Source organism: Ruegeria sp. N7 (assembly GCF_056531345.1).
Genome location: NZ_JBQFLR010000001.1, coordinates 317,950 through 339,212 on the forward strand (window position 1 = coordinate 317,950; position 21,263 = coordinate 339,212).

The window sequence follows — 21,263 nt, forward strand, 5'->3', positions numbered from 1 at the left end:
CCCCATTAATGGTACATAGACGCCTAAAGGTTGGGTTGTCTACCTGCCTTTGCCGGATCGAGTACAGTCGAAAAACCGGTGTGCGAAGCGGGTCGCTATTTTGTTCACGGCTTCAACTTTTCGCCATGGTGACAACGATTTTTCCCAGAACGGAACGTTGTGACAATTGTTCAAGCGCCTCGTGCGCGCGGGCAAGCGGGAACCGCGCGCTAATTCGCGGTTTGATTTTGCCGGCTGTGTAAAGATCGAACAGGTTCTTGACGTTGTCAGCATGGCCGATTGGGTCGCGGAAAACTGACGCGCCCCAAAACACACCAACGATCTGACATCCTTTCAAAAGGGCCAAATTCAAGGGAATCCGCGGAATGCCCGCTGGAAAACCGACGACAAGGTAACGACCTTTCCAGGCCATGCTGCGCAGGGACGGTTCGGCCAGCGTACCGCCAACAGCGTCGTAGACGATGTCTACGCCGTCAAGACCGGCAAGTTTCTTAACTTCGGCTGAGAAGGCTTTTTGCGCATCCTTGTCCATGTCGCGCGGGTAAATCACCACGTCATCGGCACCAATCTGGCTACAGAATTCGGCCTTTTCAGGTGATGAAACGGCTGCGATCACCCTGGCACCCATGGCTTTGCCCAGTTCAATGGCGGCTGACCCCACACCTCCGGCGGCACCCAGTACCAACAGGGTTTCACCGGGTTGAATCTCCGCCCGATCCTTCAACGCGTGGTAGGACGTGCAGTAGGTGAAAATGAAACAGGCGGCATCTTCATAGGGCATCGCATCAGGAATTCGGATTGCAGTGTCCGCCATGAGCGTGACATGGGTCGAAAACCCACCATGCCCGGTTAGGGCCAAAACACGGTCGCCTGGCTTCAATCCATTGACGCCTTCGCCCACAGCCAGAACTTCACCCGCAATTTCACCGCCCGGAGCAAAGGGCCGTGGCGGCTTCATCTGGTACAGATCGCGGATAATCAACGTGTCCGGAAAATTCACGCCCGCTGCTTTCACACTGATCAAAAGCTGACCTTTGCCCGGCTGCGGATCTGGTAGGGTCGTAAGCTCCAGGGTTTCGGGACCGCCCGGTGCGACGCTGAGTAATGCTTGCATACCGCCTCTGATCTGCCTGTACTTTGTGTCGAGGAAGTTTTGGTGCAGCATGGTTTTTTGTCAACGCTACGGTCCAACGCCTGCCGCGACGGCAAGAGGAACGCAATTTGTATCAGGATGAACTGGCGACAAAGAAACTGAGGAGCACAAAATGACCCCCGACACCCTCTTTTCGCTTCACGGCAAAACCGCTTTGGTAACAGGTGGGGCGACAGGTATTGGCCGCATGGCAGCCGAGGCGCTGGTTCAGGCAGGCGCGCGCGTGCTCATTGCCTCAAGAAAAGGAGACGCCTGTGCCACGGTCGCTGCAGAACTGAACGCGCTGGACGCGCCGGGCAGCGCCGAAGGCTTTGCCGGTGACATTGGCAGCGCAGCCGGTATAGGCAAGCTGGTCTCTGACATTCAGGAGCGTACGGACAAACTGGACATCCTGATGAACAACTCGGGGGTGTCCTGGGGTGCTCCCATGGGGCAGTTTCCCTACGATGCATGGGAAAAGGTTATGTCTGTCAACGTGACAGGGATATTCGAACTGACCCAGAGGCTTTTGCCAATGCTAATGAAATCAGGCACCGCCGAAAACCCGGCGCGCATTGTCAATGTGGGGTCAGTCATGGGTGAAGTCCCAATGGGCGATGGGGCCTACAGCTATTCGGCCTCAAAGGCTGCTGTTTTGCACCTGACCAAGGTCTTGGCCAAGGAACTTTCACCGCACCACATCACGGTTAACGCACTCGCTCCGGGGCCGTTTGTGTCGCGCATGACTGCCTTTGCGACAGCCGATGAGGATACCAGAGAACGGGTTGGCAAGTCTGTACCTCTGGGTCGCGTCGGACGGGACGAGGATATTGCAGGCTGTATGTTGTTCCTGTGCGGTCGCGGCGGCAGCTATGTGACAGGCGCAGTGATCCCGGTTTCGGGTGGGATCAACGTGGTGACCGCCGGAAACATCTTTGCCGAGGCCCTGTGACGGGAAGACAGCCAATGAAAACCGAAATCAATCTGGATCTGGCGGCGGTAGATGCGTATCTGAGCGCGCATCTTTCCGGCTACAACGGGCCATTGGATGCGAGGAAATTTGATGTCGGGCAATCCAACCCGACGTTTGAGTTACGCACACCAGAGAAAGCCTATGTGCTGCGCCGAAAGCCCGCCGGCGTATTGCTGAAATCGGCACATGCCGTTGATCGCGAATTTCGGGTTCAAAGCGCCCTTGCCGGGAGCGAGGTTCCGGTGCCCAAGATGTATCTGCTGTGTGAAGACGACAACGTCATCGGCTCGGCCTTCTATGTGATGGAACGCTTGCAGGGCAGGGTGTTTCCGGACCCAACGCTGCCCAAAGAAAGCAACGAAACCCGCGCCGCCATCATTGACGAAATGAACAGGGTTCTTGCCCAATTGCACATGGTGGATATCGATGCCGTTGGCCTGTCTGACTATGGGCCGATTGGCAACTATTACGAGCGTCAGATCGCGCGCTGGACCAAGCAATACCGCGCGTCCGAGACCTCGGCCATTGCGGATATGGATGCGCTGGCTTCAGCGCTCGAGACCTCGGTACCGGCCGATGACGGGCAGCGCACGCTGGTGCATGGGGATTACCGCATCGACAACCTGATGTTTGCGCCGAACCGGGCGGAATGTATCGGGGTGCTGGATTGGGAACTGTCGACGATCGGTCACCCTTATGCGGATCTGGCCGCAGTAATCATGCAATGGCAGTTGCCGCCGGGAAAACAGGGCCGGGGGCTGGCGGGTGTGGATCGATACAGCCTGGGCCTGCCCAGCGATGAGGCATTCATTGCCCAATACTGCAAACGTCGAGGCCTGGATGGCATAGACAATTTCGGCTTTTATCTCGGCTTCAATTTCTTTCGCATGGCAGGCATCCTACAGGGTGTCTACAAACGCGCGCTGGATGGGAATGCGTCAGACCCCGACCGCGCAAAGGCTTTTGGCGCATATGTTCCTATATTCGCCCAGCACGGCCTGAAAGCACTTGAGTCCACATTAGAGTGACGACCTATCAAGCTGTTTTTATGTCACTATCTTGCCTTGAAAGTTCAACCTCAAGATTTGGCAGACTGTTCTTTCCAAAAAACAGCTCAGCCCCGGTGAACATGCTGGGAACCCCAAACACACCTCGCCGAACCGACGACTTGGTCATCTCTTTCAGTTTCAGTTTAACGTCGGGGCTCGCCATGGCTTCGCGAATTTTGCGAACGGGCAAGTCGTTTTCATGCAGGATATCCGTTAGGACACCGATCTCGTCCGCCTTCTGACCATGTACCCATATCGCATCAAAAACCGCGTTTATATATCTGACTTCCCAAGGTTTTCCATTGGCAAAACACGCGCCGCGCATGGCAAGTTTTGTGTTGATCGGAAAATGCGGGCTCATATGAAAGCTCAACCCACGACGGCGGGCAAACCGGTGCAGATCATGCGTCAAATAGGCTGTCTTTTGGCGGTTTTCGGAATACGCCTGAAATGGGCTTTGGTTATGCGTCGCCTTGAACACCGCAGGCAGCAGGACAGGAACATAAGTAATGCTTGCGTCATAGCGCTCGGCAAGATCGGGGAGCATCTTATGGGCGAGAAACGCGTTCGGGCTGCAAAAATCGTAAATGAAGTCTATGGTCTGCGTCATGGGGTTCCTCCCTTTCGGTTCCTTGAAATCTTGTTCATTGAACTTCAGGCGAATCTGCGTCGAAATCAGTCTAACATTCCATTGTGAGGCACGCTGATGAAGCCCATTCACGAATTTCTCTGCAACACGCAACTTTTTGCTGCTATTTCAGGTCACAAGCTCAAACAGTCGCAGTTTAGTACCTCACGGAAGTTCCCAAATGTCCCATAGGCAATCCATGTTTGATCAAACCCGGCTGGATCGGCTTAGCCATTGGATGGAAAACTATGTTGAGCAGCGCAAATATGCCGGATCATCCTTTTTGCTGCGCCACAAAGGGAGTGAGGCCTTTTTTCATGCCTGTGGTGTCAGCAGCCTCGAGACTGGCCGGCAATTCCAACGCGACACGCTGGTGCGCATTTATTCCATGACCAAACCGATCACATCGGTCGCGTTGATGACATTGGTCGAACGCGGGCTTGTTCACCTGAACGCGCCTGTGTCTGAGTTTCTACCTGAATTCAAAGATATGCAGGCGCTGGTCCCGGGGGCGGAGAAACTGGATCAGACCGAGGCTGCACCGCCTCCAACGCTACATCAGTTACTGACGCATACCAGTGGGCTAAGCTACCCGTTCAACCCCGGGCTTTTGCCCCAAGCGATGGATGAACAGGACCTTATTTTCAAACCCAATCAGGGGCTTCTGGAACATCTTGTGCGCGATCTGGCAGGGCTGCCACTGGCGTTCCAACCCGGTGCTCGCTGGGAATACTCGGTCGGGATTGACGTGCTGGGTCGTGTGATCGAGTTGGTCTCGGGCCAGTCATTGGAGCAGTTCTTTCGAAGCGAAATCCTTGAGCCGCTGGACATGCGCGAAACAGGTTTTTCCGTACCCGCTGGGGCAGGGGATCGTTTCGCATCGCTTTACACCCCATTGGCTGGCGACGCGATGGCGCTGAATTCCGCGGATCACGGTAGCGAAAGCCTTAGACTGTTCGATTCCCACATAGAATCCCCGTTCGAAAACACGACGACCTTTTCCGGCGGTGGCGGTCTGATTTCGACAATCGATGATTATGCCAAATTCGCGGACATGCTTCGAAATCGGGGGGCCGGGAACGGGTACCGCATACTTGGCCCGAAAACCGTCGATTTCATGATGCGCAATCACCTTCCCGGGGACATTGCTTCAATGGGTCCGCAGAGTTTCGCAGAGCAACCGATGGAAGGAATGGGCTTTGGGCTAGCCGGTGCGGTTGTTCTGAATCCCGGTCTGGTAAGGGTTCCCGGCTCTATCGGGGATTTCAGCTGGGGTGGAATGGCGTCGACCTATTTCTGGATTGACTGGCAGAATGACCTGACGGCGATTTTCTTTACCCAACTGTCCCCCTCAAGTTCGTACCCATCCCGCGCCGAACTCAAGGCACTGGTTCATGCGGCCATGATTGAATGATTTCCTCTGTACTGATACCCGGTGCCGGACGACACAACTTGCGAGCAGACGATGACCGAAGCGGAACGTATCTTACTGGATCTTCTGGATATTGAACGGCTTGAGATCGATCTGTTTCGCGGGACAGGGTCGGGCGGTGAAACCCCCACACGCATCTTTGGCGGACAGGTCATCGCGCAAGCGCTCGCTGCGGCGTATCGGACTGTTGAAGAACGGTTGTGCCATTCGCTACACGCCTATTTCATTCGCCCGGGAGATCCAGAGAAACCCGTTATTTATCAAGTTGATCGCGCGCGAGACGGAGGTTCGTTCACAACCCGCCGTGTGGTTGCGATTCAGCATGGAAAGCAAATCCTGAACATGTCGGCATCCTTTCATGTCCGGGACGAAGGTTGGGACCATCAGCATCCGATGCCCGTCGTGAACGCACCGGAAGCGTACCCGTCCCGATCTGAATTGCGTAAAACATACGTTGAACGTGTTCCCGAAAGGTTGAGGGGCGAATTGCTGCGCGAGCGCCCGATAGAGGTTCGGGAAGTCGATCACCTGGATCCATTCACACCGAAAGTCTCTGACGATCGAAACCAGACTTGGTTCCGTATGCCTGCAGCCGCTTCCGTTGACGCCAGAACGCAGCACTTACTGCTGGCTTATGCGTCTGACATGAACCTGATGTCCTCTGGATTGCGGCCACACGGTCTGAGCTGGTTTAGCGGAGAGTTCAACGGCGCAAGTCTGGACCACGCGCTATGGTTTCACGCACCGGTAAATTTTCAGAACTGGCATCTGTACGTAATGGACTCGCCGTGGACGGGGCAGGGACGCAGTTTTAACCGTGGATCGATCTATTCCGAGGACGGTACCCTTGTTGCATCTGTCGCACAGGAAGGATTGATGCGCAGAATTCGCGCACGACCTTAAGTATTGCCAATAAACCTTTGATTTAACTTCTGCATTCCGCTAAGCCACCGATCGTAATCAGCCGCTTTGAATTGCAAATAATCAGCGACTTGTGGATGAGGCAGAATCAAAAACCGTTCATTTCGAATAGCTTGCACACAGGATTCAGCCACATCTCTGGGCTCAAGCATCCCATCAATCGAAGCTACTGAGATTTCATGGCCTTCGGTCATTTTCGAACGTACCGCCTGCGGACACAGGACCGAGAGTTTCAATCCTTCAGCGCCATATGTCAGCGAAAGCCATTCGGCAAATCCTACAGCCGCGTGTTTGGTAACCCCATATGGGGCTGCACCAGGTTGGTTCAGCAAACCTGCCGCAGACGCAGTTATCATTATATATCCGCCGCCGCGACGAACCATGCGTGGAACCAGATGGCGAGCAGTCCAGACATGGGACATGACATTGATCTTCCAGATCCGATCCCAATCTTCGTCCGCAACATCGAGACCGCCAAGCGTCAGAATTCCGGCATTTGCGCAAAACAGGTCAATTGGACCGACAGTTTCTTCAACAAAATCAATCAGAGCCTTGATCTGCGCTTCGCTGGAAACGTCGCAGGGATACGCCTGACCACCAATTTGCTCTGCGACCAAATTTGCGCCAGCGATGTCGACATCCGAGCAGATTACACGTGCACCTTCTTGGGAAAACCGTTCTGCAAGACCACGACCAATACCTTGGGCAGCGCCGGTGACAACGACAGTTTTGTTCTTAAGCTCCATGCGTATTCCGGACAGGTTCGTTACAGTGTTTTCAATGTGTTGGCTTGCCTTCCGTATTACAAGTATTACGTTTTTACCATAATACCAATTACACGCTAATTGAAAGTAGCGGAGATATACTCAGATTCCACTGCAATCAGTCATCAGACCAATGCGATCAACACAGGTCTGATGCGATTTATCCCAACGCGTAACCTGCACCGCGGACTGTTCGAACCGGATCATCCCCGCCGTGTTGCGTTAAGGCTTTGCGCAGTCGTCCAATGTGAACATCAACGGTACGCGTATCGACATAGATGTCGCGTCCCCAGACCCGATCCAGCAATTGTTCACGGCTCCAGACCCTGCCCGGCTTTTCCATGAACGTGCTAAGAAGCCGGAATTCGGTTGGACCAAGTTTCAAGGGCTTGCTGTCACGGCTGACCTTGTGGGTTTCCGAATCCAGAATGATGTCATCGTACTCCAGTCGCAAGCCAACAGTTGCAGGTCGGACGCGGCGCAGTTGTGTTCGGACACGCGCCATCAGTTCGACGATCGAATATGGTTTGACCACATAATCGTCGGCACCAGTTTCCAGCCCGCGAACCTTGTCTACCTCTTCTGATCTGGCCGACAGCATTATTATCGGGATCGAACGTGTGTCCGGACGGCTTTTGAGCCGGCGGCAAACCTCAATCCCGCTTAGGTTGGGCATCATCCAGTCCAGAACAATGATATCCGGGCAGTCTTCGTCGACCAGCAGCATAGCTTCGTCACCGTTGGCCGCCTTTGAGACGCGAAAACCTTCGGCTTCAAGGTTGTAGGCCAGCACCTCGCGTTGGGCCAACTCATCCTCGACCACCAGAACCGTCGGTTGATCTGCGGACATCTCAAGCCTCTCCTACGCTGTTTGCGACGTTATATCGGCCTTGGGCCGAGCCTCGGTCGGGCGGTCGCCTGTAACCAGATACACCACCTGCTCGGCAATCGAGGTTACATGGTCGCCCATACGCTCGATGTTCTTGGCGATGAAATGCAGGTGCATACAGGCCGAAATATTGCGCGGATCCTCGGCCATAAAGGTCAGGAATTCGCGGAACAGGCCGTTATACATCTGGTCGACCTCTTCATCGCGGTTGATGACGTCGGTGGCCAGTTCCGCGTCGCGCTGAATATAGGCGTCCAACGCGTCGCGCAGCATACGTTCAACTTCGCGCGCCATGCGGCGTAAGGCAGCTGCGCTGCCGCTGATCTCGCCCGCATTGGCCAGAACGGTCGTACGCTTGGCGATGTTCTTCGCGTAATCGCCAATCCGCTCAAGATTGCCGGATACTTTCAGGACCGAAAGAACCAGTCGCAGGTCACTGGCCGTGGGCGCGCGCAACGCAATCAGACGCGCGGTTTCCTCGTCGATCAGGTCTTCCAACGCGTCGATGGCCTTGTCACCTTGTCGTACTTCCTGGGCCAGCTCAACGTCACGGCTTTCAAGCGAGCGCGCCGCGCCCATGATAGCGGCCTCAACCAGACCGCCCATCTTCATGATATGCGCCTGGATTGTTTCGAGGTCGCGGTCAAAAGCAGATGCAATATGTTGTTCGCTCATTGTTTGATACCTGTGCTTAGCCGATACGGCCTGTAATGTAGCTTTCCGTGCGCGGATCGACCGGATTGGTAAAAATCTGACCGGTTTCACCGAATTCCACCAGATTACCCAGGTGGAAAAAGGCCGTTTTCTGACTGACGCGCGCGGCCTGCTGCATCGAGTGGGTGACGATCACAACCGAATATCGGGAACGCAATTCGTCGATCAACTCTTCGACCTGTGCGGTTGCAATCGGGTCCAGCGCCGAGCACGGCTCGTCCATCAACAGGACTTCCGGTTCAGTTGCCACGGCGCGCGCGATACACAAACGTTGCTGTTGCCCCCCTGACAAACCCGTGCCAGGCGAATCCAGACGGTCCTTGACCTCATCCCAGATTGCGCCTCGACGCAGTGATTTCTCAACGATCTCATCCAGTTCCGCCTTATTCTTGGCCAAGCCGTGGATACGCGGACCATAGGCCACGTTGTCGTAGATCGACTTGGGGAACGGGTTCGGTTTTTGGAACACCATGCCGACTTTGGCGCGCAACTGAACGGGGTCGACCCGCTTGTCATAAATGTCTTCGCCGTCCAACAGGATATCACCTTCGACACGGCAGATATCGATGGTGTCGTTCATCCGGTTCAGACACCGCAGGAAGGTCGATTTTCCACAACCCGAAGGACCGATAAAGGCCGTGACGGTCTTGTCTTCGATCTCAACACTCACGTCCTTGATGGCGTGGGTATCACCGTAGTATACCTGAACCTTCTTCGCGTTGATCTTGATGTCTTTGGAGTCCACGGTTCTCTCCACTCGTGTCATGTCGTTCATTATTGCCCCCAATTACCAGCGGCGTTCAAAGCGGCGGCGCAGGATGATAGCGATGATATTCATGGTCAGCAGGAACATCAAAAGGATGATGATTCCGCCCCAGGCCTTTTCGTAGAACCCGACATCAGCGCGTGCGGCCCAAGTGTAAATCTGGGCGGGCATTGCCGAGTTCGGCTCGGTAAAGCCGGCAAGGAACCCGTCGGGATATCCCCGCGCCACAAAGCCTACCATGCCGATCAGCAACAACGGCGCGGTTTCACCCAAGGCTTGTGCCAGACCGATGATGGTGCCGGTCAGAATGCCCGGCGCGGCCAAAGGCAGCACGTGGTGGAACACAGCCTGCATTTTCGAGGCCCCTACCCCCAACGCTGCATCACGGATCGACGGCGGAACCGCTTTCAGCGAGGCGCGGGTCGAGATGATGATCGTCGGCAATGTCATGAGGGTCAGAACCAGACCACCAACCAGCGGCGCCGATTGTGGCAGGTGCATGAACTGGATGAACACGGCCAGACCCAGAATACCGAACACAATCGACGGCACGGCTGCAAGGTTCGAGATGTTCACTTCAATCAGGTCGGTGAACCTGTTCTGTGGAGCGAACTCTTCAAGATAAATCGACGCTGCCACACCAATAGGCAGTGACAGGCCCAAAACCACCAGCATCATGAAAAACGACCCAATGACCGAGGCGCCGATGCCGGCACCGCCCGGGTTGTCAACGCCAGAATCCGCACCGGTGATGAACGGCCAGTTGAAAGCCTGCTTGATGATGCCCGCCTGTTCCAGCGCATCAACCAGATCCAGATCGCTAAGCTGCAGAAACCGGCTGTCCTGCAAGGTGTCACGGGACACGCGGCCTTTGAAATACCCGTCGACCCGGCTGGAGGCGGCCAGATCAAACTTGACCGGATCACCCAGCTTGCCGGGGTTATCGGCATAGTAAGTTCGGATTGTACCGCCGATTTTACCAAGAAGACGTTCGATCGCCGCTTCGTCGAAATCAACGCTGATCCCTTGGTCTTCCAGTTCCTTGCTCAACTGAGCGATGAACAGGTTGGAATAGGCCTTAGTCTTGAACAACGTACTTTCCGCCTCGTCTCGCTGCGCAGCGGACAAGGTGAAATCCACGCTGACAACAGTGCGCTGAAAGGCCGGAATACCCTGCGACAGGATCGAGGCGAACAGAACGATCAGGAAGAACAGGCCCGTTGCAATCGCGACAATCCCGTAGGCCCGAAATCGTTTCTCTGCATTTGCGCGTTTTTTGGTATGTGCATCCGCTACAGTCAGCGAGACAGAGCGATGACCTGTTTCAGGACTTTGCATACTGGCGTCGGTCATTCGTATTGCTCCCGATACTTACGCACGATGTAGAGGGCAAAGATGTTCAGCCCAAGCGTGAGGGTGAAAAGGGTCATGCCCAGTGCAAAGGCCACAAGCGCCTCGGGCGATGCGAAATCCGCGTCTCCGGTTAGCTGGCTCACGATTTTTGCGGTTACCGTCGTCATGGCTTCAAACGGGTTCAGGCTCAGCCGTGCTGCCGCCCCTGCCCCAAGGACCACGATCATAGTCTCACCGATGGCGCGCGATGCGGCCAGCAGGATCGCCCCCACGATACCCGGAAGCGCAGCTGGCAGAACGACCTGACGGATGGTTTCCGATTGCGTTGCGCCCAATCCGTAAGAACCGTCACGCATGGCCTGCGGCACCGCATTGATGATGTCATCGGACAAAGAGGACACAAACGGGATCAGCATGATGCCCATGACCAACCCAGCGGTCATGACTGCCGTGCCAGCTTTCATCCAGCCAAGCCCCTCATCCCCGAACAGGCCAAGCAAAAGCGGACCAACGGTCAGCAGCGCAAAAAGGCCGTAAACGATGGTCGGGATACCGGCCAGAATCTCGAGCAGCGGTTTTGCTACGGCGCGGACACGGGGGGAGGCGTATTCGCTGAGGTAAATCGCGGCGAACAACCCGATCGGGACGGCCACCAGCAGCGCAACGATAGAGATATAGAATGTCCCCCACAACAAGGGAATAATACCAAGCTCAGACGACCCGCCGCGTCCCGAAAAACTGGGGGCCCATGTCGTGCCGAAAAAGAAATCGGTAGCAGGGTAGAGCTTGAAGAATTCCCAAGTATTGAAAACCAGAGACAGGACGATCCCGACAGTGGTCAGAATTGCGATGGATGCGGCCGCCAGCAACAGAAAACGCACGCCCTGCTCGACCACATTACGCGCGCGGTATTCTGCGTGAGTTTGAAACCAGCTGGCTGCAGCACCGGCGAGTGCCGTCAGTATGACGGCGACAGTCATGACCGAATAGCCGGTCGCATTCATGATCCGATAACTTTGCGCCGCGCGCAGCACAGGTTGCGTGATATCCGACGTCACCACCTGCCCGGCATCCTTCAGACGCTGGGTCATGTCGATTACATCCGCGCGCGCGTTGCGCGCCAGTTCCTCGGGTATCTGCCCGGCGGCAACCGCGTTATCCAGACCGTACGCGGTGCGACGGACCTCGGCCATGACCAGATTTAGGGACGAGCCGTCTTGGATGGCGGAACCCGAGATCGTTTCAGAAACCTGAGAGTTCACGTAAAGCGGTTGTACCAGCAACCAGAGGATCATAAGGCCAAATGCGGGTACGATCGTCTTGAGAGCGACATTTGCGCCATAATACGACGGCAGCGAGTGCAAAGCCCGGGTATCTCCTGTGGCGCTTTGCAGGGCGCGTGTGCGCCCCAACACGTAACCGACTGAAGCAATCGCAAGCACGATCAGAACGAGCCATACTATCGGCATGAAACCCCCATTTGGTCTTGGCCGGGAAAGCTGAAAAATGTGGGGGCGACATAAATGCCGCCCCCGGTATTTCGAACCAAAGGCGGGATTAGCTGCCCGAACCCATGGTGACTTCGTTGGCGATTGCATCCTGAGTTTTTGCCAGCTCAGGGTCCGCAACCAGACCATAGTTTGCCAGAGGACCCGAAGCGCCTGCGATTTCGTCGTGGGTAAAGAACTGGGCATATTCTTTCAGGCCGGGGATCACGCCGATATGGGCTTTCTTCACGTAGAAGAACAGCGGGCGCGAAACCGGATATTCACCGGTCGAGATGGTTTCGGTCGAAGGAGCGATACCCGACATGGTGGCCACTTTCAGCTTGTCGGTGTTGTTCTCGTAGAACGCCAGGCCGAAGATGCCGATGCCATTGGGGTTGGTGTCGATACGCGCCAGCGTTTCGGTGTAGTCACCATCGATGTCGACCGCCTTGCCGTCGGTACGTACAGCCAGACATGCATCTTCTGCGTCGTCTTCGCTCATACCGCCAGCAATCATGGCTTCCATCGCGCCGGTTGCTTCACACCCGATCAGCAGAACTTTTTCTTCGAACACTTCACGGGTGCCGTGCTTTGTACCCGGAATAAAGCCCGCGATTTCTACATCAGGCAGTTCGGGGTTGAATTCAGCCCAGGTGGTGTAAGGGTTATCAACCACTTCGCCGTCTTTCAAAACTTTTGCGCCCAAAGCGTTAAAGATGTCAGCAGGTTCAAAAGCGGTGAAGGCAGGACCGGTCTGCTGGCTTGCAAAAACGATGCCATCATAACCGATGCGGACTTCCATGATGTCAGTCACACCGTTTTCGGCGCAGGCTTTGATTTCTTTTTCACGGATCGCGCGTGATGCGTTTGCAATGTCGATGGTGTTTTCACCAACACCCTCACAGAAACGCTTTAAACCGGCTGACGAACCGCCCGATTCAACAACCGGGGTCGGGAAGTCGGTGTTCTCACCAAACAGTTCCGCAACGATCGAGGCATATGGAAGAACGGTCGACGAACCGGCAACCTGAACGTTGTCACGGGCAGCAGCGGTGGTTGCCGAGACGGTGGCGATTGCCAGCGCAGAAGCCGACAGTTTTACAAAGGACATTTCAGTCTCCTTGAAAAGGTATGATTGATCACCCCCATGATGATCCTGCGTGCACCCCTAGGGGCCGTGCGTAAGCCTTTTGTGACAAGTGTGTAACGCTTTTATGACAACCTCCGTTTATCCGGAGATTTCGGGTCAAAAAATCGTAACGAGGCAGATTTTGAAGGGCGGTAATGCGGGAAGGGCTACCGTGGTAAGATGACCGTAAAGACGGAACCTTTTCCCAACTCACTTTCCACGCGCAACCGTCCGCGGTGGCGATTGACGATGTGCTTGACGATGGCCAGCCCCAGCCCCGTTCCACCCAACTGCCGGGATCTGTGATTGTCGGCGCGATAGAATCGCTCGGTCAGACGTGGCAAATGCACGGAATCAATTCCTGGCCCCTTGTCGATGACCTTCACCCGCACCCCAGGTCCACGCATCGCCGCGTCACGCTCTGATGACAGAACGCTGACTGTGACGCTGCCACCGCTGGCACCGTATTTGATTCCGTTTTCGATCAGGTTGGTGAATACCTGCCGTAACTGATCGCTGTCTCCGGTCACGGAAAGTGGGCCGTCCTGTGCGTCAAGCGTTAGCGTCACACCCGCCTCTTCCGCCAGGGGGCGCAACGAGTTCAGGGTGGATTGCAGCAGCCCTGTCAGCTCCAGCTGTTGATTTGGGCGTACTCTTTCTTCGCTTTCCACGCGGTTCAGGGACAAAAGATCGCCAACCAGCCGGTTCATCCTGTTGGCTTCATCAGCCATGATTTGCAGGAACCGGTCACGCGCAGCCGGATCGTTGCGTGCAGGGCCGCGCAGGGTTTCAATGAAGCCCATCAGTGCCGTCAAAGGCGTCCGCAATTCGTGACTGACATTGGCAACAAAGTCGCGGCGCATCTGACTTGCCTGTTCCAGATGCGTGACATCTTGAAAAGTGGTCAGAACGGCCCCGCCCGACACGGCTCCGACCCCGTTCATATACCGGCATTGCACATCAAATGTTGTGTCCTGTGCACCATCATTGGAAAGATGACGCGCCGTCTTAGTTCCCTTCGATTGAAGGCTTTGTTCAATTGCTTCAAGAACCTGTGGCTGCCGCAGGATGGTCGCAAAATGCCGCCCCACGATATTCTGCCCCAAAAGGGTTTTCGCATCCGTATTGGCGGCAACGATCCGTTCGGTCTGATCCACCATCAGCGCGGGCATAGGGATGGCCTGGACAAATCCATCAAGAAGGTCATCTGACATGCTTCAAACCCCGATCAATCCACGCGCCTTATTGAGCAGCTCTCAGGGTGTCACGAAACCTGCGCATGTTTTCCTGATAGTGCAGCGCGCTTAGGGTAATCCGTTTTGCTGCGACCTCGTCCAGCTGGCGTACCACTTTGCCCGGAGCCCCCATCACAAGGGAATTATCCGGAATCTCCTTGCCTTCCGTGATCAGGGCCCCTGCCCCGATCAGGCAATTCCGGCCGATCCGGGCACCATTCAGAACAATCGCGCCCATTCCGATCAGAGTATTTTCTCCGATCGTACACCCGTGCAGCATCACTTTGTGTCCGATGGTGCAATTCGAACCGATCGACAAAGGATACCCGGCATCGATATGCATGACGCAGTTTTCCTGAACGTTGCTGCCTGCACCAACGCGGATTTCCTCGTGATCTGCGCGTATCGTGCAGCCGAACCAAACCGAGGCGCCCTGTTCCAGCACGACCTTGCCGATTAGGTTGGCATCGGGCGCAACCCACGTGTCCTCGTGAATTTCGGGCATGTGCTCGCCTAACGCGTAGATCGTCATGACAGCCCCTCGAATTCGTTTTGAAGTTTGCGCACGTGCTGTTGCAGATTTGGCTGTTGAATACGGCGCATCCGTTCGGCGCTGACGATGGTCTTCAGCTTCTTTTCGGTCGCCTCAAGATCGTCATTGATCAGGACATAATCGTAATAGCCCCAGTGGCTGATCTCGTCCCAGCTTTTGAGCATCCGCCTTGCGATAACTTCATCGCTATCCTGTCCACGCGATTCCAGACGGCGGCGCAGTTCAGGGATCGACGGCGGCAGGATGAAGATCGACAGCGCGTGTTTACCCAAGTCCGAATTGCGGATCTGAACCTCACCTTGCCAGTCCACGTCGAACAGAACGTCCTTGCCCGCGTGAATCGAGCTACGCACCGGATCAGCGGGTGAGCCGTAGAAATTGCCGAAAACATGCGCATGTTCCAGCATCTGGCCATTGGAGACCTTCTGCTTGAACTCGTCCTCTGAAAGAAAATAGTAATCCCGCCCATGTTCTTCTCCCGGACGCGGGGCGCGGGTTGTGGCCGAGACCGAAAACTCAAGGTCCTTGTCCCAGTCCATCAGCCGCTTTGCCAGGGTGGATTTGCCTGCCCCGGACGGGGAAGACAGGATGATTAAAAGGCCTCGGCGATCCGCCATATCAGTCGTTCCCATCATTATTCTACGTTTTGCACTTGTTCGCGCATCTGATCGATCACCGCCTTCAGTTCCAGCCCGACAGCCGTCAGTTCCGTACTCTGAGCCTTGGAACACAGCGTGTTGGTTTCGCGGTTGAATTCCTGCATCAGGAAATCAAGTTTGCGTCCGACAGCCCCTTCCTGCCCAAGCAGCTCTCTTGCTGCGACGACATGTGCAGACAGGCGGTCAATCTCTTCGGTAATGTCGGCTTTAACCGCGATCAATGCCAGTTCCTGCGCGACGCGATCCGGGTCCGCGCCCTGCGCGTTGTCCAGTACGTGCGCCAGATTGTCCCGCAATGTCGCGGCCATCTTGTCCTTACGATGCACGGCCAGATCAGCTGCCCGAGCTGTCAGCGCCGCAACTTGGTCCAGCTGTGTGTTCAGCACAGTAGCCAACGCTTCGCCCTCGGCCCGGCGCATATCGACAAAAGCGGCCAACAGGTCGTTGAAATCTTCGGTCAGGCGCGCCACCAATGGCGCGGGATCATCCGCATCTGCGGTTGCATCCAACATGCCTTTCAGTGTCAAAAGGTCCGAAGCCCGCGCCGGTTCCAGAGCGATACCGCGCGCAGCTGCCATCTTGTGTGTTTGATCCAATGCGCTCAGGGCAGCGGCCATAGCGACCTCGTTCAAGGCCAGCTCCGAGGCAGAGTCCTCGCGGGTCAGACGCATTGACAGGGTCACATTCCCACGGCTCAGGGATTTTGACAGCGTGGCCCTAAGGACCACCTCAAGCCCGGTCAGCCAATCAGGGACGCGCAAGCGCATATCAAGGCCTTTGCCGTTGACACTGCGCAACTCCCACGTCCAGCTGTGCGGTCCGTATTCCCCTTTCCCCGAGGCAAACCCGGTCATGGATCTGATCATGACTGTCCTTTCCTGTGACCTCACCCTTTTGGATGTGTGCCGCACCTAATGCGATTGGCCGGTGCAGAGCAAGAGTTTGCTGAGGCAGCATTTGTTTGGCGTAAGTTAACCATTCGTTAAAGAATTACTCCAAAATTGAATAAACCCGAGTCAAACTACCCCTGGTAATGGCTTGCAGGCCACAAATGCTCCGGTTGTGTTGCATTTTATGAAAATGGCGGCCAATTGACGTTCGGGTGAAGAAAATGAAAACCTTTTTCGGGACTGGTTCCGGGTCAGATTTTGGAAAGATCGTCGCAATGGATCGCTTTGACAGTGGGCGCAGCCTTACGCCGATCCGCCAGGCCGAGGCGTATTGGACTGCATTGCTGAGCGGTGACGGTGTTCCGATGCGGTCTCAGGTCGACCCGCGTGGACTGGAAAACATACTTGAATATACTTTCATTCTTGAACGGATCGCGCCCGGACTGGCCCGGTTTCGTCTTGCCGGAAGCCACTTGAACGCGCTTGCGGGGATGGAGGTTCGCGGCATGCCTGTGACGGCCTTTTTTCAACCTGATGACCGCGCCAGGATTAAGGACGTTCTGGAGCAGGTATTTGCAGCACCCGCCGTCGCAGAACTGGGTCTGGAGTCGAACGGGATACTGGGACGTACCCGGATGCAGGCCTGCATGATCCTTTTGCCGCTCAAAAGCGATCTGGGCGACGTCAGCCGGGTTCTGGGCGTCATGGTTGCGGATGGTGCGATTGGTAAAACCCCACGCAGATTTTCGATTACTGATACGCGGATCAAATCGTTTTCGGAAGTTCAGGCACCAGTTCCTGCTGTGCCTCAAACCGTTGACGGTTTTGCCGAAGACCAAACGGATTTCAAACGCGCGGCCAAACACCTTCGTCTGGTCGTGTCGCGCGATGACTGAACCAGTTTGAACACCCGGAACTAAAAAACAGCGGACCGTTGGCCCGCTGTTTTTCCCTCTTTTCGCACGCTTAACTTGCGGCGCGTTTTGATCCGTTACGGCGCAGGTTGGTCAGTTCTTCCGCCACAAGGAACGCCAGTTCCAGTGACTGAGACGCGTTCAGGCGTGGGTCGCAGGCGGTGTGGTAACGATCCGACAGATCCTCTTCGGTCACGGCCCGCACACCACCGGTGCATTCGGTAACGTCGAGACCGGTCATCTCGAAATGGACACCGCCAGGGATCGTGCCCTCGGATTGATGCACACCAAAGAAATCGCGCACCTCACGCAGGACAGAATCGAACGGGCGGGTTTTGTAGCCCGTGGCCGATTTGATCGTATTGCCGTGCATCGGGTCGCACACCCAAGTAACCTTGGCGCCTTCTTCCTTCACGGCCTTGACCAGACGCGGAAGGTGTTCACCCGCCTTGCCTGCACCAAAGCGCGCGATCAGGGTCAGACGGCCCTCTTCATTTTCAGGGTTCAGCTTCGACATGAGAACCTTGAGATCTTCTGCCGTCGTCGTCGGACCACATTTCAATCCGATCGGGTTCAGAACGCCACGACAGAACTCGACATGTGCGCCGTCAGGTTGGCGTGTACGGTCGCCGATCCAGATCATGTGGCCAGACCCGGCCAGCCAGTTGCCCGAGGTCGAATCCAGACGGGTCAGCGCCTCTTCATATTCCAGTAACAGACCTTCGTGACTGGTGTAGAATTCAACGGTCGAGAATTCGTGCGTCGTGTCTGCCGTGATACCAGCCGCTTCCATGAAGTCGATGGTGTCCTGAATGCGGTCCGCAACTTCGGAATACTTCTGAACGTCCTGTTCGTCGGTAAAGCCCAGCGTCCACGAATGAACACGGCTCATGTCGGCGAAGCCACCGGTTGAGAAGGCACGCAGCAGGTTCAACGTGGCCGCCGCCTGCGTGTAGGCCTGCAACATCTTTCCGGGATTCGGAATCCGCGCTTCGGGCGTGAACGCCAGTTCGTTGATGATGTCACCCCGGTAGCTGGGCAGTTCTACACCATCCACAACCTCGGTCGGGGCGCTGCGCGGCTTTGCAAATTGACCGGCCATGCGACCGACCTTTACCACGGGCACCTTGGCACCGTAGGTCAGAACCATCGCCATTTGCAGCATCACCTTGAAGGTGTCACGGATCGCATCGGCGCTGAATTGTTCAAAGCTTTCAGCACAATCCCCGCCCTGAAGCAGGAAGGCCTCGCCGCGACCGGCGGCACCAAGATGTTGCTTGAGGCGCCGCGCTTCACCGGCAAAGACCAGCGGGGGATACTGCGAAAGCTGGGCCTCGACCTTGGCCAATGCGGCCGCATCGGTATAGTCTGGCATCTGAACCCGGGGCTTGTTGCGCCAGTTCGACTTTTGCCATTCGGTCATAGCTTTGATCTCCGCTGAAGTGTTCAGGTCGCCTCTATACAAAAAGCAATGAAGAGTGACCATATCCCATTTGCGCCTCTTGACGCCGCAAACAAGCTTTGATCATGGTGACTGCCAAATACGTCGCCGGATACCAGGTTTTCCCGCGCAGAATTAAGGACATTTTGTCATGCAAGTGCAACGCCAAGCAGTCACGGTGGAAAATGCTGGGGCCACACCCCGCCATTTCGTTTTTGTCCTGCTGGACAAGTTTTCGCTGCTGTCTTTTGCGTCGGCGCTCGACAGCCTGCGCATCGCAAACCGCATGGCCGACAAACAACTTTATACATGGACGCTTTCAGGTGAAGGCGGAGATTCGATTTCATGTTCAGCCGGAACCGAATTCAAACTGGATCGTGACCTGGACGAACTGCAACGCGACGATGTCGTTCTGATTTGCGGGGGCGTTGACGTACAAGCCGCGACCACCAAACGCATTCTGAACTGGTTGCGGCGCGAGGCACGGCGCGGATTGCGGATCGGCGGTCTGTGCACGGCTGCTTATACCTTGGCCAAGGCGGGTCTGCTAGATAACAAACGCGCCACGATACATTGGGAAAACTCAGACAGTTTCATCGAAGAATTCGATGAGGTCGAGTTGACGAAAGCTGTCTTTCAGATTGACGGCGGTCGTATGACGACGGCTGGAGGGACCTCGTCTATCGATCTGATGCTCAAGTTGATTGCAGACGATTTCGGCGAAGACCTGGCAAATGCGGTGGCGGATCAGATGATCTATTCGTCTATCCGGACAGATCAGGACACGCAGCGCCTATCTACACCGACACGGATTGGCGTACGTCACCCCAAGTTGAGTCAGGTCATCCTGATGATGGAAAAGAACATAGAAGAGCCGATCTCACCTTCGATTCTGGCCAAGGAAGTCGGCATGTCGACCCGACAGCTTGAGCGTCTGTTCAGGCGCTATCTCAGCCGCTCGCCCAAGCGGTACTATATGGAACTTCGCTTGCACAAGGCGCGGAACCTGCTGATGCAAACGGATATGAGCGTCATCAACGTAGCGCTGGCCTGTGGATTCGCTTCGCCCAGCCATTTCTCAAAATGCTACCGCGCGCATTACAACACAACACCTTATCGCGAACGCGGAGCGCAAAGCGGGCGGCTATCGGTTTAAGGTCACTCCGCCGGAGATATTCTGTAAATTGCCCCCTTCCCAACCGAAATAAACCAGATCGACCCGTCTGGCGCTTCGACGATATCGCGGACGCGCTCGGTTTCAGGGCTTCTGATCTGTTCGGCTTCATGCATTGGATGGCCCTGAAGTCGGGCGATATAGTCAAATTTCAAAGATCCTACGAAAACATCACCTGCCCATTGCGGCCAGAGCTTGCCGGAATAAACCAGCAGGCCAGACGGCGCGATGGAAGGATCCCAGTAGTGAGCTGGCTGTTCCAGCCCCTCTTTGGCTGTACCTTCTCCGATTTTTTCACCCGAATAATGCGTACCATAGGAGATGAGAGGCCAACCATAATTCCGGCCTGCGCGGGGTTGGTTGATTTCATCTCCACCCCGCGCCCCGTGTTCCGAGGTCCAAAGTCGGCCACGCGCGTCCAAATCCGCGCCCTGTGGATTTCGATGACCGTATGACCATATTTCGGGTTCGATATTCGATTGCCCGACAAAGGGGTTATCTGCCGGAACCGTCCCATCGCGGTTGATACGGATGACCGAGCCCATGGGATTGGACCGATCCTGTGCATTCTCCGCATGCCCACGGTCACCGAGGGTCACGAACAATGTCCCGTCCAGCGCTTCGACCACACGACTGCCAAAATGCCGACCACCCGTACCACCGGGCGATGCCTCGAAAATTACTCGGAAGTTCTGAAGGTTTTTGCCAGTCTCGGATAGGTGCGCAACCGCAACCGCAACCGCAGTCCCTGCACCGTCGCCCTGAGGTTTTGCGAAGGTCAGAAAGATCTCTCGGCTTTGATTGAAATTGCGCGAAATCGTGACGTCCAGCAATCCGCCCTGCCCCAGAGCGGCAACCTTTGGAACGCCTGAAACATCCCCAACTTGTCCATTTCGCACATACAGCAACCTTCCATCCCGTTCCGTGACGAGGAAGCTTTCATCGGGCAAAATGCCAACCGCCCATGGGGTCTCTAGCCCGCCGATCATTTCTTCCAGTTCGATCATCCCGGTGGAAACCGACAACGTCTGAGCTGCGGCATTCAAGGCGCAGAGTGAGAAAGACAGAATCATCGCCGTTCTGAGCATTCTGGTCCCTTTCGGTGACAATCAGGGGTGAGTCCCAACAAAACAGATAGATTTTCAACCGAAAAAGACACG

At 55.7% G+C, this 21,263-nt stretch carries 21 protein-coding genes; 6 read left to right on the forward strand and 15 right to left on the reverse strand.

From position 1 onward, the window contains the following. Window positions 1-112: 112 nt before the first annotated feature. Window positions 113-1,114, reverse strand: coding sequence for an NADPH:quinone oxidoreductase family protein (locus tag ACR0ES_RS01595; protein WP_480869290.1), 1,002 nt, complete (start codon window positions 1,112-1,114; stop codon window positions 113-115). Window positions 1,115-1,265: 151 nt separating this feature from the next. On the opposite strand from ACR0ES_RS01595, the gene ACR0ES_RS01600 reads away from it, so the two are divergent. Both ACR0ES_RS01600 and ACR0ES_RS01605 read left to right on the forward strand, forming a co-directional pair. Continuing rightward, window positions 1,266-2,084, forward strand: coding sequence for an SDR family NAD(P)-dependent oxidoreductase (locus ACR0ES_RS01600; RefSeq protein ID WP_480564786.1), 819 nt, complete (start codon window positions 1,266-1,268; stop codon window positions 2,082-2,084). A 14-nt stretch (window positions 2,085-2,098) separates the two neighbouring features. Further along, the gene (locus ACR0ES_RS01605; RefSeq protein WP_480564783.1) at window positions 2,099-3,133 is read left to right on the forward strand and encodes a phosphotransferase family protein; all 1,035 of its coding nucleotides are present in this window, start codon (window positions 2,099-2,101) and stop codon (window positions 3,131-3,133) included. Window positions 3,134-3,140: 7 nt separating this feature from the next. Here ACR0ES_RS01605 and ACR0ES_RS01610 read toward each other — a convergent pair whose 3' ends face one another. Next, window positions 3,141-3,896 (reverse strand): DsbA family protein, encoded by a 756-nt coding sequence (locus tag ACR0ES_RS01610; RefSeq protein ID WP_480869292.1) that lies wholly within the window; start codon window positions 3,894-3,896, stop codon window positions 3,141-3,143. An 85-nt stretch (window positions 3,897-3,981) separates the two neighbouring features. Between ACR0ES_RS01610 and ACR0ES_RS01615 the strand changes: the two genes are divergently transcribed. After that, entirely contained in the window at window positions 3,982-5,196 is a 1,215-nt protein-coding gene (locus tag ACR0ES_RS01615; protein ID WP_480564777.1) for a serine hydrolase domain-containing protein, read from the forward strand. Between the two features lie 51 nt (window positions 5,197-5,247). Then, entirely contained in the window at window positions 5,248-6,117 is an 870-nt protein-coding gene (locus ACR0ES_RS01620; protein WP_480564774.1) for an acyl-CoA thioesterase, read from the forward strand. Here the strand turns inward: ACR0ES_RS01620 and ACR0ES_RS01625 are convergent. From ACR0ES_RS01625 to ACR0ES_RS01675, 11 genes are all read right to left on the reverse strand, one after another. Continuing rightward, window positions 6,114-6,881, reverse strand: coding sequence for an SDR family oxidoreductase (locus tag ACR0ES_RS01625; protein WP_480830913.1), 768 nt, complete (start codon window positions 6,879-6,881; stop codon window positions 6,114-6,116). The genes ACR0ES_RS01620 and ACR0ES_RS01625 overlap by 4 nt on opposite strands. A gap of 178 nt (window positions 6,882-7,059) precedes the next feature. Next, window positions 7,060-7,749: a phosphate regulon transcriptional regulator PhoB gene (phoB, locus tag ACR0ES_RS01630; protein WP_480480935.1), complete on the reverse strand. Its 690-nt coding sequence runs from the start codon at window positions 7,747-7,749 to the stop codon at window positions 7,060-7,062. A gap of 12 nt (window positions 7,750-7,761) precedes the next feature. After that, the gene (gene phoU / locus ACR0ES_RS01635; RefSeq protein ID WP_267366515.1) at window positions 7,762-8,463 is read right to left on the reverse strand and encodes a phosphate signaling complex protein PhoU; all 702 of its coding nucleotides are present in this window, start codon (window positions 8,461-8,463) and stop codon (window positions 7,762-7,764) included. Between the two features lie 16 nt (window positions 8,464-8,479). Further along, the gene (gene pstB, locus ACR0ES_RS01640; RefSeq protein ID WP_267366513.1) at window positions 8,480-9,277 is read right to left on the reverse strand and encodes a phosphate ABC transporter ATP-binding protein PstB; all 798 of its coding nucleotides are present in this window, start codon (window positions 9,275-9,277) and stop codon (window positions 8,480-8,482) included. Window positions 9,278-9,289: 12 nt separating this feature from the next. Next, window positions 9,290-10,621: a phosphate ABC transporter permease PstA gene (gene pstA, locus ACR0ES_RS01645; protein WP_267366511.1), complete on the reverse strand. Its 1,332-nt coding sequence runs from the start codon at window positions 10,619-10,621 to the stop codon at window positions 9,290-9,292. Continuing rightward, entirely contained in the window at window positions 10,618-12,090 is a 1,473-nt protein-coding gene (gene pstC / locus ACR0ES_RS01650) for a phosphate ABC transporter permease subunit PstC (RefSeq protein ID WP_480564768.1), read from the reverse strand. The genes pstA and pstC overlap by 4 nt, the downstream gene beginning before the upstream one ends. A gap of 88 nt (window positions 12,091-12,178) precedes the next feature. Then, window positions 12,179-13,219: a substrate-binding domain-containing protein gene (locus ACR0ES_RS01655; protein ID WP_267365708.1), complete on the reverse strand. Its 1,041-nt coding sequence runs from the start codon at window positions 13,217-13,219 to the stop codon at window positions 12,179-12,181. 185 nt (window positions 13,220-13,404) lie between these two features. Next, window positions 13,405-14,451 carry an ATP-binding protein gene (locus ACR0ES_RS01660; protein WP_480772696.1) on the reverse strand — a complete coding sequence of 349 codons (1,047 nt, stop codon included), beginning with the start codon at window positions 14,449-14,451 and terminating at the stop codon, window positions 13,405-13,407. A gap of 28 nt (window positions 14,452-14,479) precedes the next feature. Further along, a complete protein-coding gene (locus ACR0ES_RS01665; protein WP_267365705.1) occupies window positions 14,480-15,004 on the reverse strand; it encodes a gamma carbonic anhydrase family protein in 525 nt (174 codons plus the stop codon). Next, the gene (gmk, locus tag ACR0ES_RS01670) at window positions 15,001-15,642 is read right to left on the reverse strand and encodes a guanylate kinase (protein WP_480485630.1); all 642 of its coding nucleotides are present in this window, start codon (window positions 15,640-15,642) and stop codon (window positions 15,001-15,003) included. The genes ACR0ES_RS01665 and gmk overlap by 4 nt, the downstream gene beginning before the upstream one ends. Before the next feature lie 17 nt (window positions 15,643-15,659). Further along, window positions 15,660-16,550, reverse strand: a complete 891-nt coding sequence (locus tag ACR0ES_RS01675) for a YicC/YloC family endoribonuclease (RefSeq protein WP_480869294.1) — start codon at window positions 16,548-16,550, stop codon at window positions 15,660-15,662. A gap of 245 nt (window positions 16,551-16,795) precedes the next feature. On the opposite strand from ACR0ES_RS01675, the gene ACR0ES_RS01680 reads away from it, so the two are divergent. Further along, window positions 16,796-17,470 (forward strand): PAS domain-containing protein, encoded by a 675-nt coding sequence (locus tag ACR0ES_RS01680; RefSeq protein ID WP_480772698.1) that lies wholly within the window; start codon window positions 16,796-16,798, stop codon window positions 17,468-17,470. Between the two features lie 70 nt (window positions 17,471-17,540). Here ACR0ES_RS01680 and ACR0ES_RS01685 read toward each other — a convergent pair whose 3' ends face one another. Next, on the reverse strand, window positions 17,541-18,911 hold the full coding sequence (locus ACR0ES_RS01685) for a class II 3-deoxy-7-phosphoheptulonate synthase (protein ID WP_480485626.1): 1,371 nt from the start codon (window positions 18,909-18,911) through the stop codon (window positions 17,541-17,543). A 169-nt stretch (window positions 18,912-19,080) separates the two neighbouring features. Between ACR0ES_RS01685 and ACR0ES_RS01690 the strand changes: the two genes are divergently transcribed. Then, the gene (locus tag ACR0ES_RS01690; RefSeq protein ID WP_267365697.1) at window positions 19,081-20,085 is read left to right on the forward strand and encodes a GlxA family transcriptional regulator; all 1,005 of its coding nucleotides are present in this window, start codon (window positions 19,081-19,083) and stop codon (window positions 20,083-20,085) included. A 2-nt stretch (window positions 20,086-20,087) separates the two neighbouring features. On the opposite strand, the gene ACR0ES_RS01695 is transcribed toward ACR0ES_RS01690, so the two are convergent. After that, entirely contained in the window at window positions 20,088-21,191 is a 1,104-nt protein-coding gene (locus ACR0ES_RS01695; protein WP_480869295.1) for a PQQ-dependent sugar dehydrogenase, read from the reverse strand. Between the last annotated feature and the right edge of the window lie 72 nt (window positions 21,192-21,263).